12 protein-coding genes are annotated in these 15,618 nt (G+C 51.1%); 1 reads left to right on the forward strand and 11 read right to left on the reverse strand.

From position 1 onward, the window contains the following. Positions 1-275: 275 nt before the first annotated feature. Entirely contained in the window at positions 276-1,754 is a 1,479-nt protein-coding gene (locus CHB92_RS04125) for a GH3 auxin-responsive promoter family protein (protein ID WP_089317919.1), read from the reverse strand. A gap of 51 nt (positions 1,755-1,805) precedes the next feature. After that, the gene (gene lptB / locus CHB92_RS04130) at positions 1,806-2,537 is read right to left on the reverse strand and encodes an LPS export ABC transporter ATP-binding protein (RefSeq protein ID WP_089317920.1); all 732 of its coding nucleotides are present in this window, start codon (positions 2,535-2,537) and stop codon (positions 1,806-1,808) included. A 197-nt stretch (positions 2,538-2,734) separates the two neighbouring features. On the opposite strand from lptB, the gene CHB92_RS04135 reads away from it, so the two are divergent. Then, positions 2,735-3,550, forward strand: a complete 816-nt coding sequence (locus tag CHB92_RS04135; protein WP_089317921.1) for a glycoside hydrolase family 25 protein — start codon at positions 2,735-2,737, stop codon at positions 3,548-3,550. A 104-nt stretch (positions 3,551-3,654) separates the two neighbouring features. On the opposite strand, the gene recJ is transcribed toward CHB92_RS04135, so the two are convergent. From recJ to CHB92_RS04175, 9 genes are all read right to left on the reverse strand, one after another. Further along, positions 3,655-5,361, reverse strand: coding sequence for a single-stranded-DNA-specific exonuclease RecJ (gene recJ, locus CHB92_RS04140; RefSeq protein WP_089317922.1), 1,707 nt, complete (start codon positions 5,359-5,361; stop codon positions 3,655-3,657). Between the two features lie 252 nt (positions 5,362-5,613). Then, complete coding sequence (locus CHB92_RS04145) at positions 5,614-7,428, reverse strand: tetratricopeptide repeat protein (protein ID WP_089317923.1); 1,815 nt, start codon at positions 7,426-7,428, stop codon at positions 5,614-5,616. A gap of 234 nt (positions 7,429-7,662) precedes the next feature. Continuing rightward, a complete protein-coding gene (locus CHB92_RS04150) occupies positions 7,663-9,774 on the reverse strand; it encodes a peptidylprolyl isomerase (RefSeq protein ID WP_089317924.1) in 2,112 nt (703 codons plus the stop codon). 75 nt (positions 9,775-9,849) lie between these two features. After that, complete coding sequence (locus CHB92_RS04155) at positions 9,850-11,151, reverse strand: hemolysin family protein (RefSeq protein WP_089317925.1); 1,302 nt, start codon at positions 11,149-11,151, stop codon at positions 9,850-9,852. Positions 11,152-11,173: 22 nt separating this feature from the next. Beyond that, positions 11,174-11,344, reverse strand: a complete 171-nt coding sequence (locus CHB92_RS25720; RefSeq protein ID WP_179222950.1) for a hypothetical protein — start codon at positions 11,342-11,344, stop codon at positions 11,174-11,176. Continuing rightward, positions 11,344-11,880: an LPS export ABC transporter periplasmic protein LptC gene (gene lptC, locus CHB92_RS04160; RefSeq protein ID WP_089317926.1), complete on the reverse strand. Its 537-nt coding sequence runs from the start codon at positions 11,878-11,880 to the stop codon at positions 11,344-11,346. The genes CHB92_RS25720 and lptC overlap by 1 nt, the downstream gene beginning before the upstream one ends. A 133-nt stretch (positions 11,881-12,013) precedes the next feature. Then, entirely contained in the window at positions 12,014-13,300 is a 1,287-nt protein-coding gene (locus tag CHB92_RS04165; protein ID WP_089317927.1) for an OmpP1/FadL family transporter, read from the reverse strand. Continuing rightward, positions 13,293-14,012: a type III pantothenate kinase gene (locus CHB92_RS04170; RefSeq protein WP_089317928.1), complete on the reverse strand. Its 720-nt coding sequence runs from the start codon at positions 14,010-14,012 to the stop codon at positions 13,293-13,295. The genes CHB92_RS04165 and CHB92_RS04170 overlap by 8 nt, the downstream gene beginning before the upstream one ends. A 4-nt stretch (positions 14,013-14,016) precedes the next feature. Beyond that, a complete protein-coding gene (locus tag CHB92_RS04175; protein WP_089317929.1) occupies positions 14,017-15,615 on the reverse strand; it encodes a pseudouridine synthase in 1,599 nt (532 codons plus the stop codon). Positions 15,616-15,618: the final 3 nt, after the last annotated feature.

Raw genomic sequence — 15,618 nt, forward strand, 5'->3', positions numbered from 1 at the left:
TTTTAAAGGCTCTTCTGTTGTTGCAGTAACTTGCGTTCGCCTATCCATAGTAGAACAATTCAGGGAACGATTGGAAGCGTTATTCCTAAGACGAGCCAAAGCCAGAAAGACCGGTTGTAGCAATGAGCCCCATATGGCCTGTTAACAGAGGTACGCCAAGACGGTACCCAGTAAGCTAATAAAACGTCTAATCTAAGGTCATCCCGTTATTCTATTCGGCAAAAGGCATCCTCAATTTTTACTTTATTTACAGGAGCTTGGTCTAAAAAGCTCTTTCAGACTAACGCCATAATCTCCTCCAGGTACTCTCTCGTGTTTGACAGGCGGGGCACTTTATGCTGCCCTCCCAGCTTTCCTTTTTTACGGAGCCAGCCGATGAAAGTACCGTGCGGCACGGCATGTACGATGGGGGCCTGCAGGGCAATATCTTTCTCGCGCTTGGCATCGTAGTCAGAGTTTATCTCCCGCAAGGTATTATCCAGCACCTGTGTGAACCGCTCTAAGCTGTCGGGCTCCTTCTCAAACTCAATAAGCCACTCATGGCCACCACGCTTGCCGCTTTCCATATATACAGGCGCTGCGGTAAAGTTATAGATAATGGCACCCGTCTCTTTGCAAGCCTGCGTTACGGCCACCTCTGCGTTCTCCACAATTACCTCTTCTCCGAAAGCATTGATAAAGTGTTTGGTGCGACCCGATATTTTAATCCGGTAAGGGCTAAGACTGGTAAAACGAACCGTATCCCCTAGCTTATAGCGCCACAAGCCAGCATTGGTCGAAATCACCAGCGCGTAGTTCTTGCCCAACTCCACCTGGTCCAGGGTCAGTGCCTTCGGCTGTTCTTCGTTGAACTGGCCTGCGGGAATGAACTCGTAGTACACCCCGTAGTCCAGCATCAACAGCATCTCGTCCTCCGTGTCGCGCTGGTCCTGTATGCCGAAGAAGCCCTCGGAGGCACTGTAAATCTCCAGGTAGTTCATCTTATCAGAGGGAATGAGCTCCCGGAACAGTTGCCTGTAAGGTCCGAAAGCCACGGCACCGTGGGCAAACAGCTCCAGGTTAGGCCATACCTCCAAAATGTTGTTTTTTCCTGTTACCTCCAGAATACGCTTCAGCAGCACGTAGGTCCAGGTAGGCACGCCTGATAAGCTGGTCACATTCTCCGGCACAGTCACCTCCACCATCTTCTCTATTTTCTCCTCCCACTTGTCCATCAGAGCAACTTTCAGCGGAGGGGTACGCATGGCCTCCGCCCATATCGGCAGGTTCTGCATGATCACCGCCGAAACATCGCCACAGGAGATGTTCGGATTAAACTCGCTGGGGCGATGGCTCCCCCCGATAGAAAGCCCTTTACCTTTAAACAGCTTAGATTCCGGATAAAGGTTCACGTAGATAGAAAGCAGGTCCTTGCCCCCTTTGTAATGGCAGTCTTCCAGAGACTCTGGAGTAACAGGGATAAACTTGCTGCGGGCATTGGTGGTGCCGGAAGATTTCGCAAACCACTCCACCTTGCTGGGCCACAGCAGGTTCCGTTCCCCCTTTAGCGTACGCTCTATGTAAGGGTACAACTGCTCGTAGGCACTTATCGGTACCCGCTCCTGAAACTCCTGGATAGAGTTAATGTCAGCATAGCCGTACTTCCTGCCCCACTCCGTTGCCTTAGCCGTGTGGATCAGGTTCTGAAACAGCTCCTCCTGCACCTCGTGCGGGTATTTCCGAAACAGATCGATCTGGTGAATCCGCTTCTTCATCACCCACGTCACTATAGAATTAAATATCATCAAGGCTAATAAAGCATCAGGTTAGATCTTTCGCTTCAGCTCGAAGTGTTTACCCAGGTACACGCGCCTTACTTGTTCGTCGGCGGCCAGCTCTTCGGCGGTACCGGACTTCAGGATTTTACCCTCAAACAGAAGGTAGGCACGGTCGGTGATGGAGAGTGTCTCGTTCACGTTGTGGTCGGTGATGAGGATACCGATGTTCTTGCTCTTCAGCTTCGCCACAATACTCTGGATCTCCTCCACTGCGATGGGGTCTACCCCTGCAAAAGGCTCATCCAGCAGTACGAATTTAGGGTCTACGGCCAGAGCACGGGCAATCTCGGTCCGGCGGCGTTCCCCACCAGATAACACAATGCCTTTGTTCTTGCGCACATGCGTTAAAGAGAACTCCTCCAGCAAACTCTCCACCTTTTCATGCTGCTCCTTTTTAGGCAGCTTCGTCATCTCCAGCACCGATAGGATATTCTCCTCTACTGTCAGTTGCCGGAAAACAGACGCCTCCTGAGCCAGGTACCCTACGCCTCGCTTGGCGCGCTTGTACATGGGCAAATCAGTGATGTCCTCCTGATCCAGGAATATTTTGCCCCTGTTAGGCTTCACCAAACCCACGATCATGTAAAACGAAGTGGTTTTACCAGCACCGTTTGGCCCTAGCAAGCCCACGATCTCGCCTTGATTCACCTCCACGCTCACGTCGTTCACAACGGTGCGCGCTTTGTACTTCTTTATCAGGTTTTCTGCTCTCAGTATCATCGTGGCTAAATTACGCATAAAGGCGCCATCCTGCAACGGATTGGGTCCAGCTAGAGGCGTCACGTTCTCAGGATCTTATATATTAATTTCGCTATTAAAACTTAACCAACAATCTGTTTAATCCTTTTTATCTACTGTTGTATAAGCCGGGATTAATATTTAATTTGAATCTCGCTTCATCTCAAATCCTTGTTTTTATGCCATTACCCCTGTTTATCTCGACTTGTCAGAAACTGGCATTTTCGGGCTTGCTGCTGCTGTCCGGATATCCCGGCTTTGGTTTAGATACGACAGAACCTGTGAACAACGACCCGAAAGCAGCAAGCACAAACAGCGTGGAGAGATCTTCGATAAAAGGCATCGACGTGTCGCGGTGGCAAAAGGAAGTAGACTGGTCACTTGTGCGGGAAACAGATGTTGCGTTTGCCTTTATAAAGGCCTCCCAAGGGGAATTCCGCATAGATCCCTACTTTGCCCGCAACTGGGAAGAAACCAAACGCCACGGTATTAAGCGCGGTGCTTATCATTACTTTAAACCAGAGGCCCCTGCTCTGTGTCAGGTGGAGCTGTTTAAGAGCATCGTAACCCTGGAACCAGGCGACCTGCCCCCTGTATTGGACGTGGAGGTAGTGGAACCAGGGATGAAGGGCGAAGAGCTACGACGAAATATAAAAGTTTGGCTAGAGGAAATCACTGCCCATTACGGTGTTAAGCCCATCATTTATACCAGCCAGAACTATTACCGCAGATGGTTGCAGGGGCACTTCCAGGAGTACCATTTCTGGATCGCCCGCTATAGCGACAACAAGCCTGAGCTGCACCAGGCAGACAGCTGGATGTTTTGGCAGCATACCGACCGAGGAAGGGTTACAGGTATCAATGCAGCAGTAGACATGAACTTCTTTATGGGAGACTTAGAAACGCTGAACCAGCTGTGCCTGCCCGAAATTGTGGCACAGAAAGAACAGGTGAGCCCGCTCTCCCAATTAAAGCACATGTATCCTTTGCCGTAGTATAACAAGGTACACAGCTAAAGACACAGGGTATGTACCCAACAGGAAGAGGAGGCTTGGTTAAGCCTCCTCTTCCTGTTTATAGCAATGCTTGCAGCATTGCGTTATTTCATTCTGATATCCTTGATACGGAGTTGCAGGGTGGTTACTCCCCTGTAAACGTTCTCTTCGATCGTGTAGCACAAGTCAAAGGGGATGCCTTTGGAGATAGGCTTATAAAAATCACTCAAGCCGAAGCCAATGGCATCGATGCTATAAAAGCCATCCTGCGTCAGGCGCAGCTTCAGGTGCGAATCCCCCACCACGCGTACACTACCTGTATCATACACACACTCCGACACAAACACAGGGCGCATGTTACCGGGGCCGAAGGGCTCCATCTGTCGCACGATGTTGTAGAAGTTACGCGTGATCTGTTTGAGGTCGATCTTCGCGTCTATCTCTATCTGCGGGATCTTTTGCTCTTTAGTAATTGTGTTGCTTACCACCTCCTCAAAGCGCTTTATAAAGGCAGGGACGTTCTCCACAGGCAAGGTGAGGCCTGCAGCGTACATGTGACCGCCAAACTGCTCTAAGAGGTCTGAGCAGCTCTCAATGGCACTGTGCACGTTAAAGCCATGCACAGAGCGGGCCGAGCCAGAGGCTTTGCCGTTGGACTGTGTCAGAATAATGGTGGGGCGGTAATATTTTTCAATGCAGCGGGAGGCCACAATACCAATCACCCCTTTATGCCAGGTCTCCTTAAACAACACGGTAGAGTTTGCCGTCCGCAAAAAGTCATCCGCCTCTATCATCTGCAGGGCTTCCTTGGTGATGTTCGTGTCCTTGGTGCGCCGCTCTTTATTCGACTCGTTGATGATGTCGGCCATCCGGAAGGCGTCCTCTTTCGTCTGAGCCAGGAGCATGCGCACAGAGTTCTTGGCATCGCCCATACGGCCCGCCGCATTAATACGGGGGGCAAAACCAAACACAATGCTGGTGATATCCATCTCTCCGGTAATGCCAGCCAGTTCCTTCAACGCATCTAGCCCGGGGCGCATGGGCTGGGGCCCGTTCAAGTGCTGCAAGCCATAGTAAGCCAGGATGCGGTTTTCGCCGGTGATGGGCACGATATCAGCAGCGATACTTACAACGAGCAGGTCCAGTAGTTTGTAAGCTTCCTCCTGTGCAATATCATTCTGCATACAGAAAGCCTGTATCAGCTTAAAACCCACTCCACAGCCCGACAACTCTTTGTAAGGATAAGGACAATCCACTTGCTTGGGGTCCAGTACAGCCACTGCCTTGGGAATGTCCTCGTCAGGTAAGTGGTGATCGCAGATAATAAAGTCAATGCCTTTCCCGGAGGCGTAGGCCACTTTATCCGCTGACTTAATGCCACAGTCCAGGCTGATGATCAGGCTAAAACCATGTTCCGCTGCCCAGTCTATGCCCTGGCTCGAAACGCCGTAGCCCTCTTTGTACCTGTCCGGGATGTAGAAATCAATTTGATGGGTGTAGTTGCGGAGAAAGCCGTACATGAGGGCCACGGAGGTAGTCCCGTCTACGTCGTAGTCGCCGTACACCAGTACTTTCTCGCCCTTGTGCAGGGCCTGGTTCAGACGGTCTACAGCTTGCCCCATGTCCTTCATGAGGAAGGGGTCGTGCAAATCACTGAGGCTGGGGCGGAAGAAGCGCCGAGCTTCTTCAAAAGTGCAGATACCGCGTTGGCAGAGGATGCCGGTTAGCGTTGGGCTGATTTTAAGCGCCTGTGCAAGGTTCTCAACTACCTCCGCTGGCGACTCCTGATTGTGTACCCACCTTTTCTCCATATGCTTCTGCTACACTACAATTGTTCGGTTGCAAAGGTAGCCAATTTAAGGTACTTTTCGTGGCAGGGCCGAAAGGCTTCCTTTAGCCTAGCTCCAAAAATTCGTACTTTTGCAGTGCTACAACAGGAGAACGTATGAAACGATTCAGAGAGCTTTTCGAAAAGTATAAGAATTATTCCCTGGACCTGATCATGTACGGGTTCTTTATTCTCTTTCTACTTATCCTCTTTATCTTTTTCGGCTAAGCCTGCCTTAGTTCAGGGTATCGCCCCGCAACTTCCGGAACCGCTTGCGCGCCTCTGCTGCATACACACTACCGGCATGCTTCACCAGCAGGTCGTTGTACAGTTGCTGTGCCTTTTCCTTCTCCTGCAAACTCTCCTCATAGATAAAGGCCATCCTGTACAAGGCATCATCACTCAGGATATCGAACTGCGGGTTACCCACGATCTTTTGCAGGTTCTCTACGGCCTTCTCAAAATTACCTGTACGCTCGTAGATATTGGCCTTCTGAAAAAATATCTCATCGGTTAGGCTATGCCCCGGGTACTTCTGCAGCATGCTGTCCAGGCCCTCTAAGGCCTCATCCAGCTTGTTCTGGAACACCAGCAGCTCGATGGCCGCATAGGCTTCCATGGCCACGGTAGAGGTGTCCAGACCCGTGTTATCCGTAATCAGCAGGCTCAGGTCCATAGCGTCATTGGCGATCTCCCGACTGGTGGCTAATTTCAGGATGTCGAGGTGTGCCTGTGCCAGCTCGAAGTCTCCCTTATAGTAGTTGAGGCGGGCGTTACGGAGCTTGGCCTCGTGCCCGATAGGGGTCTCCTTGTGCGACTTCTCTACCTGTGAGTACAGCAGGGTACTCTCCCATGGCTCTCCCTTTAGCAGGTAAATATCCCCCAGCGTTAGTTTGGCATCAGCAACCAGATCAGGATTAGCACGGGGCATGGCAATCGCTTCCTGCAACAGGGCAATGGCCTTTTCTTTATCATCCAAATAAAAGGCGTATAAGTTGGCCATGTGCTGCAGCACCTCTACTGTTTGCGGGCTACGCCCTACCTCGTTCAGCAGCGCCTCATAATCAGTCAGCAGGGCACGTATCTTCTCGGCGCTCACCGGGAAAGTGTTTTGTACCTGTTCTTCACGGGCGTTGATAAGCCGCTGCCGCGCTAAGAGGTAGTATGGGCCCTCCGGGTACTCCTGCACGATGTACTCATAGGCCTCGATGGCCCCCTGGTAATCTTTATTTTCGAGGCTGATACCACCCAGCTCCATCACCCGCATACCGCCGCTGCGCGTTCGCTTGTCTACTGCCCGTGCCTGCATCAGGGCTCCGTAAAAATCCCGCCGCTGTACATACAGCCAGATCAATAATTCGTTGTAGGAAAGCTTATCAGGGTTCTGCTGTACGCGCAAAATCAGCTCCTTTTCTAAAGCATCAAAGTTCTTGTCTTCCCGCAGCGTATTCTGCAGCATGTTCTGCACGTACCCTAGTTCCTGTTCATTAGCCTGCAGCATGTTAAGCACCTCGGGTATCAGGCGCTCTGTTTCCTGCCGGTAGGCGTACAGGGCAATAAGTGAACGGTTATACGCAAGCGGGTCATTGCCCAGCTGCCTGCCGCGCAGGTAAGCCTTCTCGGCATAGTCGTACAGTTCGTTTTGCATAAAAGCGCTGGCCACCACAATCACGGCCTCTGGCTTCAGGTTCTCCAGTAGCTTGTTAAACTGCTTCTCGGCGGAGGCTTTATCCCCCGAAGCCTGGTACACCTTTCCCAAATCCACTTCGTACCCCGGGTTATCGGGATAGCGCTTAACCGATTTCTTCACCAGCTTCTCGGCCTCCTTGTAGTTTCGTTGCGCCAGGAGGACCTTCAGGTAATCGGGATACACCACGTGGAACAAGCGCTGTTCATTTATCAATTTGCTGTACAGCGACTCGGCCTTGTCGTAATTACCCTGGCTATAGTACTCTCTTGCCAGCTCCAGGTCTTGTTGCTGGGCATAGGCCGCTGGCATCGCAAACAGCAACAGCAGCGAAAGCAGAAAGGGAAAGTATCTTTTCAGCATAGTATAAGTCAAACGGTCAGAAAGCCTCTACAGGTATGTGTGTCTATCTCTTAACTATGAATATACGGAATCAGTTTAGAACCTGCGGAAGAAAGGCCCAACCAAAGCTGGTAGTAAAGCAAACAGCGAAGGCCGCTCCGATCCCTTTAAGAGTCTGGAACTCCTACTTAACAGCCTTAAAAACAAAAGAGCCGCTCTGTGGGAGCGGCTCTTTTGTTCTGTATCTGGTATGGATTAAAAGAATCTCACACGGTTATCTTTGATATCAGCTTTCTCTTTGATCGCCTCAAACGCGTTGTTTGTTACCTGGTTGCTGCGGGTAGAGACAAGCTGCTGCTTTACGTTGGAGAGATCGTTGATCTCTGGTGCCTCATCCAATGCTACCAGTTCTACAATCATTACACCACCTTGTCCTTCAAACGGAGCGGTGCGGGCGCCTGGCTTTAAGCCAAAGGCCTTGCCTACAGCCACGGGCTCTACGCCCAAGCCTGGGATTGTTCCGGAAGCGAACGTTACGTTATCAGCCGTTCTAACCATGGCATCAGAACCATAGCTGGCGGCAATCTGATCCAGCGATCCTTTCTGTCCTTTCAGCTTGGCGATGATCTGCTCTGCCTTTACTTCGTTACGCACAGCTGCTGTCAACTCATCGCGTACATCCTCAATAGAAGCATAACCTTTCTCACGCTCGCCTGTCAGAACAGCTACCACAAACTGGTCATCAATTTCAAACACTGGCGACACATCCCCAACTTCTGTATCCTGTGCATAAGCCCAGCGAACCAGTTCACGGGCATTGTTCAGGTTATTTACAAGCACGTTGTTTTTGCCGATGTTCTTCGCCTCTTCTCTTACCAGTGCCTCGTTTGCGGTTACGTTCTCCCTGAATTCTTCCAGGTTACCGCTTGTACCAGCCAACTGATCGGCAACGGTATAAGCAGCATCACGGGATGTTTCGCTTGGCTCAATCACACGCTGTACGGCAGCAACCTGGTATGTTTGATTTGTCTTAGGCTCTGTTACCTTTATAATGTGGTAGCCATACTCCGTTTCTACCAGGTTAGGCAGCACGCCAGTGCCTGAGAAGCCGAAAACAGCCTCTTCAAACGCAGGCACCATTTGTCCTTCCGGGAACCAGCCTAAGTCACCTCCTGCGGCAGCGGTACCGTCAGACCCATGCTGTGCAGCTAACTTAGCAAAGTCAGCGCCACCTTTTATCTGGCTCAGTATATCCTGTGCCTTCGCCTTGGCGGCAGCCTTGGCCTCTGGGGTGTCATTCTCAGGTCGGATCAGGATATGGCTGGCTCTTAGGGCACTCTTGTCACTTTCTTTGGCGTCAGTTACCTTGTACACCGCAGTGGCTCCGTTTTCTGTGTATGGCCCGTATACCTGACCTTCCTGCAGGGGAAGCTGCTTGCGAAGTTGCTCTGGCAGTTCGCCTGGGGTACGGTACGTACCGTCGAACGGTACATCTGAATTAATATTTACGAAAACAGAGTCGTTGTTAGCATTGGCGAACTGCTGCGTAATGTTCGCAAACTCCTCTTTATAGTAAGTACTGTCTTCTTTAGAAACGGCAACAGGAATGGTTACATACTCCACAGAACGACCGGCCTCTACCTTATAGCGTTCTTTGTTGCGGTTGTAGTAGTCCTGCAGCTGCGCATCTGTTACCTGCACGGCAGAGTCAGAAACGGTGAAGAAAGGTACGTACAGCACTTTTAAATCAGCAGCCGCATTCTGGGCCTTGTAGAAGTTCTTCGCCTCTGCTGACGTTATATACACTGTTTTATTTAGCAGGTTCGCATACTTAGACTGCAGGCGATCAGACAGGATATTCTGCTCGAAGTTCACCCACATAGGGCGTGCCTCCGGGCCCATCTGGTCCAGGTTCTGCAGGTACTGCACCACCTGGTTGCGGTCGAACTCGCCTGTCTGCGGGTTAGTGAAAGCCTGTCTTACGGCAGGGTGAATGTTGTTACCCTGTACCATGTCGGCCAGTTCATCCTCTGTCACCTCTAAGCCCAGGCGGTCATACTCCTTTTGCAGGGCAATTTTAAAGATCAGCTGGTTCCAGGCCTGCTCGCGCAGCATGGCTAGCTCCCCTTCATTTGCAGCACGGCCTACACGGTTCTCGTAGTCAGCCTTTACCTGCTGCAACACCAGGTCAAACTCCTGAAAGTCGATTTCTTCACCGGCTATCTCGCCAACTGTATTTGCATCGTTACCCAAAAGTCTTGAGTTTGGCCCTAGCAGGTCACCGCCCACTACAAACACGCCGAGCCCTATGGCAATGGCGCCTACAGCCCAACCAGACTTTTCTCTAATCTTGTTAATTAATGCCATTCTTTATTTAAATATAAAAAGGATTGTGCAAAATAAGGTTAATAGTGCTGAAAATCAAAATTTTTATACTCCAGTTTAGGTTTCAGCATCTACCTGAATATCTGTGTTTTTAACCAGCTTCACGGCTCCCACCCGATTCTCTTCCATTGTTAGCACGGTTAACGTGTAGGGCAAAACCTCCACCTGGTCGCCGGGCTGCGGGATCTCTCCGTACACTGAAAGGATAAGTCCTCCCAACGTTTCATAATCCCCCTCCGGCAGGTCTAACTCATATTTCTCATTCAGGTAGTCGATCTCGTGGCGTGCACTGAACAGGTAAACGCCCTTACCAGGGATGGCCTGCTCCAGCAAGGCTGTGTTCACGTCATATTCATCTTCTATCTCTCCAAAAATTTCTTCTATCACATCCTCTACAGTAACTATGCCAGAAGTGCCGCCAAACTCATCCACGACCACGGCCACGCTGCGGTGCTCCGAAATAAGCTTTACGAACAGCTCACTGGCCAGCATGCTCTCGGGCACCAAACTAACCGGCGAAATGATCTCGGAGATGTTCCGGGGCTGTTTGAACATGGCCAATTGATGGCAATAGCCAATGATGTTATCGATGGTATCCTCGTAAACCAATATTTTGGAATGGCCTGTCTGGATGAACGCCTGTCGCAACGCCTCAATCGATTCCTCTACCTCCACTGCCTCTATCTCGGTACGAGGTACCATGCACTCGCGCACCTTCACGGTTTTAAAGTCCAGGGCATTATGGAAGATAAGAGAATCCACTTCGGGGGCATCTTTCTGTTCCGGATAGTAGAGACGATTCTTAATAAAGGCGTTCAGATCGGTGAAGCCGAAAACGGGCTTTTCCTCCGAAAACTCGATCTTGAACACTTTCTCGGCTACCCACTTGCTCAGGCCCACGATCAGGTACACCACCGGGTACAGCAAGTAGTAGATCACCAGGATGGGTACTGCCAGCAGTTGCAGCATCCGGTTCGGGTTGATGGCAAACAGGCTACGGGGCAGGAACTCGGCCGTGAGTAAGACCACCACCGAGGCAATAAAAATCTGCAGCAACAGGATCAGGAAGGTAAACTGCAGCGGCTCGGGCAAATAAAAGCTCAGGAGCTTGCTAAGCACTCCGGCGATAGCGAAACCGTACAGCACCAAGGCCAGTGTATTGCCTATCAGCGCTGTGCCTAACAGGCGCGCCGGTTGCCGTAACAGGAAGGCCAGAATACGCCCCGAGAGCACACCATTCTTCTCGCTCAGTTCGATCTGTATCTTGTTTGCCGCCATAAAGGCCATCTCTATGCCCGAGAAAAAGGCAGAGAACAGCAGGGCTACAAATAAAACAACGATCTGACTCGGGTCTATCATAGGTTAAGTTGATCCAAATTAATCAGGCGCCTTTCTTTTTGCGGTAGTAGTACAGCATAAACAGTACAAGGCCCACCATGTAGAGCCAATAATTACCGATGATGTCGTCTTCCACCAGGCTGCGGTGTACGCCAATCACCATCACCACAAACGACAACGCTAATAGAATAACGTTTATAAGTTTTTGGTTCATTATTCCTTTAAGTCAAAAGTACCGGTAGGGTTCGTGATCTTGTACCAGGAGAAGTCTTGGTTTGCGCGCAAGCCTTTTCCCATCAGAACTTCCTCGGCCGTGGTGATTTTAACGAACTTGTCTGTGTAGATCTCCGCCTTGCTTCTGTCCCAGAAAAGCTCCTCTGTCTCCAGTGTCTCCTGCTTCACCAGGTTCTTCACCACCACGTTACCCCGTGCCAGGAACAGGTTCTCTGACCTGTTCTGCTTACCATAATTAGCGCGCAAGGTGGACGTTACCTGCCCGGGCTTCTCAAAGAACTCCACATAAAGCCCTTCCGGGAAAACCCCATCGCCGCTCTCAAACTCCTGCTGCACAGGAGCCTGTAACTTTATCAGCAGACGGGCAGAGTCGCTGTACAGCGTAATGACATCGTGGTTTTCCAGCGTTGGCCCTTTGTACTTCTGCTCCTCATCCGGGTCTTTCAGTTCTTTCTGGCAACTGAATCCAACAAAGGACATACAAGCCAGTAGCCCGACAATCCAAGCTTTTTGCATTCTTTAGCGTAATCCGGTTAAGTGAAGTTAATAAATTTATAGTTAAAGCCTGACAGCACCCTGTGGTGCAATTATCACAAAAAAGGCCGCTTCAAGAAACGGCCTTCTGCAACTCAGGAAATAATGCTCTTGTTTACTCGATCCTACGTTTAATAAACCAGCGGCTATTCACTGTAAAACCGGCCCCGAACAGAAAATAGTTCTCTTCAACAAGTCCATTCTCTACAGTGCCCCTTTGCCCGTAGCCCATGTAAAGGTTTAGCAGGTACAAATCATAAACCGAGGCCCGGCCAATTGGCAGCGTACCGCCAACAGTAACACCCTTATCTGTTATTTGCTTGCCGTTTAGCACGTAGGGTGTCTCCCCATAATACAGGCCGGCACGGTAGGTAATGCGTTCAAAGTAACTGTCGATAGAGGCTGCATTAGGCGTATACTCTCCTCCCACAGCTACGCGGTAGGTATCCTCTAACTCGCCTTGCTGCCCCTCAAAGTTCCTGTAGTCAGACCACTTCTGCATGGCAACATCTGCCGCCAGCGTCAGGTTAGAACCATTATCTAGGCTTATGCCCGCACGATAGCCCGCTGGCAAAACAACACTGCTTTCAGCGCTATCAGCCAACAAAGGAGTAGAACCGGTAATAAGAGGACGGTCGTAGGAGGTCTTGCGCTCTGCCTCCAGTTCTGTTTCGAAGGTATACACACCGCCGGCACTTATAAACAACTTGTCCTTTAGCTTCTGCCTGTAGTTTACTCCGGCCCTAAACAGGAAGTCTCTGTAGGTGGTGTTGTTGAGCACGGTTACTTCCTGCACGCCTACGGCTGGAAAAGCTGGGTCTTGTATGGCGCTGGAAACCTCATTGGCAATATTGCCAAAAATATAAGAGGCGCTGCCTCCTACCGAAAGGCCCCCTACTACCCGCACCCCATGTGCAAAGTACACCTCAGACAGGCCTCCTGTGCCTTCATACCTTCTGACAAAAGTTGCCTCGGGGTTTCCCGCTACTTCCTTAGAGGCTCCAATCTCGTAATTAACGGTAGAATAAGGGCGAAGACCCACCGCTGAGCTCCAGCGCTTAGACACCGGCACCACCAGCGACAGGTTATAAAGGCTGGCGTTGGAATCCCATTGCGACTCGTTTCCATCGCTCAAAGACTTTACTTGCCCCGCAACCCCCATGTTAAAGTTTGTGATGCTGTTGTAGTACAGCAGGGCAGGGTTTGCAGTGTTTGCCTGGTAACTGTTGGCGGCACTAACGCCTACACCAGCCATACCCAAGTTGCGGATATTCCCTAGGTTCTCGTTTATCTCGCCCAGTCCAAAACGGGAGTACGGTGTGTTGCTGATAACCTGTGCCTGTGTGGCATGCGCCAAGCACAGTGCAGCAAAGCCTACCAGTACGCGAAGTGTCTTATACATTATGTGTCAATATTCTGTGAAGCCCGATTAAGACCAGTTCAGGAATTACAAAGATGCGTCCTTTTAATTTACTTTCAAAAAATCCAGCGTCGCCCCCACAAAGTATCACCACCAGGTCGGCTGCGTTTTCTGTATAAGCGCGGATCAAACCGTTCAATTCGGCCACGCTACCGGCCAGTACGCCACTTAGTATAGACTCCTGGGTAGTTTGGCCTGTTAGCGGAAATTCGTCATCTGTTCGCTGTACTAACGGCAGCCTCCCGGTAAAAGTATGCAAGGCCCTGAATTTCATGTTCAGGCCCGGTGCAATTCCGCCCCCATGGTAATTGCCAACACTGTCCAAAAAGTCGTGCGTAATGCAGGTGCCTGCATCAAATACCAGGCAATTGCGGTTCGGGAAAAAGTAATGGGCCCCTACCACGGCGGCAATTCGGTCGGCACCCAGCGTTTGGGGCGTTTTGTACAGGTTAGAAACAGGCAAGGCTGTCTGTGGGGTAAGCTCCAGGAACTTACCCCTAACAGACAGCCTTTGCTGTATCGTTTCTGCGCTTTGTGCTACTGTGGCAACTATGGCATGGTCAAAAGCTTCGCTTAACAATTCTTGCGGCAGGGTATCCTGCCCCTCAAAATAGCCTTGCTTTACCAGTACGTCCTCTTCAAAGATGCCATACTTGGTGCCGGTGTTTCCAATGTCAATGGCAACGCTGCGCATGAGCTTACATAAAGTATTTCAGGCGAACGACTTCTTTCTCGGTTAAATAACGCCAGTTACCACGCGGCAGGTCCTTTTTAGTAAGGCCTGCATACTGTACCCTGTCCAGCGTTACTACCTCGTAGCCCAGGTGCTCGAAAATACGGCGCACAATGCGGTTACGGCCAATATGGATCTCCAGGCCCAGGAACTTATTAGATTCCCCTAGCAGGGCCACATCATCCACCTCTGCTTTTCCGTCCTCCAGTTCCACACCTTCGGCCACTTGCTGAAAATCAGCTTTGGTGATCGGCTTGTCCAGCTCCACCTGATAGATCTTCTTGATGCCGTTGGAAGGGTGCGTCAGCTTTTGCGCCAGCTCCCCGTCGTTTGTAAACAATAACAGGCCTGTTGTATTGCGGTCCAGCCTTCCTACCGGAAAGATGCGCTCACTGGAGGCACTGCTCACGAGGTCCATCACCGTTTTGCGCCCTTCCGGATCGTCTGTGGTAGTCAGGAAGTCCTTCGGCTTGTTCAGCAGCACGTATACCAGCTTCTCACGGTTCAGGATTTTCTTACCGTACTGTATCGTATCAGTAGGCTGTACTTTAAAGCCCATCTCCGTTACCACTTCGCCATTTACCTTTATCTCCCCGGCTTCGATCAAACTGTCGGCCTCGCGGCGGGAGCAGATGCCGGCATTGGCGATAAAGCGGTTTAGGCGAATCGTGCCGTCATCCTCTTTGTCGCGCTCAGATTTCTTAATGCGTGGGTTGTCCTTATAGCGGCTCAGGTTATAGGTGGGTGCTTCCTGCTCAGGGCCTGCCTCTTTGTTACGGTCGGCAAAGCGGCTGCGGCTAGGAGCCTGCTTGCCTAACCTTTCCTGCCTGTTTTCCCTATAAGGCTTTCTGTCGCCACCAAAGCTACGGCGTTCGCCTTCGTCTCTCCTGGGGCGATCAGAGTTGAAAGAACGTCTCTCGCCGCCGTCTCTTCTGTCGTTATCTCTTCTGTCAGGCTTGTCGGAGTTGAAACGGCGCTCTCCGCCTTCTCTGTTATAGCGCTGGATCCTGTCTTCACCGAAAGATCTGCGCTCACCCCCGCGACGGTCGTCTCTCTTGTCGAACTTGTAACCGCCTCTGTCGCTGCTGCGCCTTTCGGGTCTGTCTCCATTAAACGGACGACGTTCGCCTCCTTCTCTTTTGTCTCCGAAAGAACGTCTTTCACCACCTTCGCGGCGCTCCGTTCTCTCCGAGTTAAACGGGCGACGGTCTCTGTCATCTCTTCTCGGGCGATCGCTGTTAAATGAACGCCTTTCGCCGCCGTCTCTTCTGTCAGCCCTATCAGCGTTAAACGGACGGTCTCCGCCCTCGCGCCGTGGTCGGTCACTGTTAAACGGGCGGCGCTCTCCGCCTTCCCTTCTATCGTTGTCTCTTCTGTCAGAGCCAAAGGAACGACGCTCACTGCGCTCTCCCCTGCCTTCTGATCTGTCGTATTTATCTCTTCTGTTAAAAATCTTTTTACCGTCTCGGTCACTGTTGAACGGTCTGCCAGGGTTTCTTCTGTCAGAGCCTCTTCTGCCTTCGCCTGCGTCACCGCGGTCAGGTCTTTCGTTGTCTCTTGCCATTAT

This window comes from Pontibacter ummariensis (assembly GCF_900188175.1).
GTDB classification, from domain to species: domain Bacteria; phylum Bacteroidota; class Bacteroidia; order Cytophagales; family Hymenobacteraceae; genus Pontibacter; species Pontibacter ummariensis.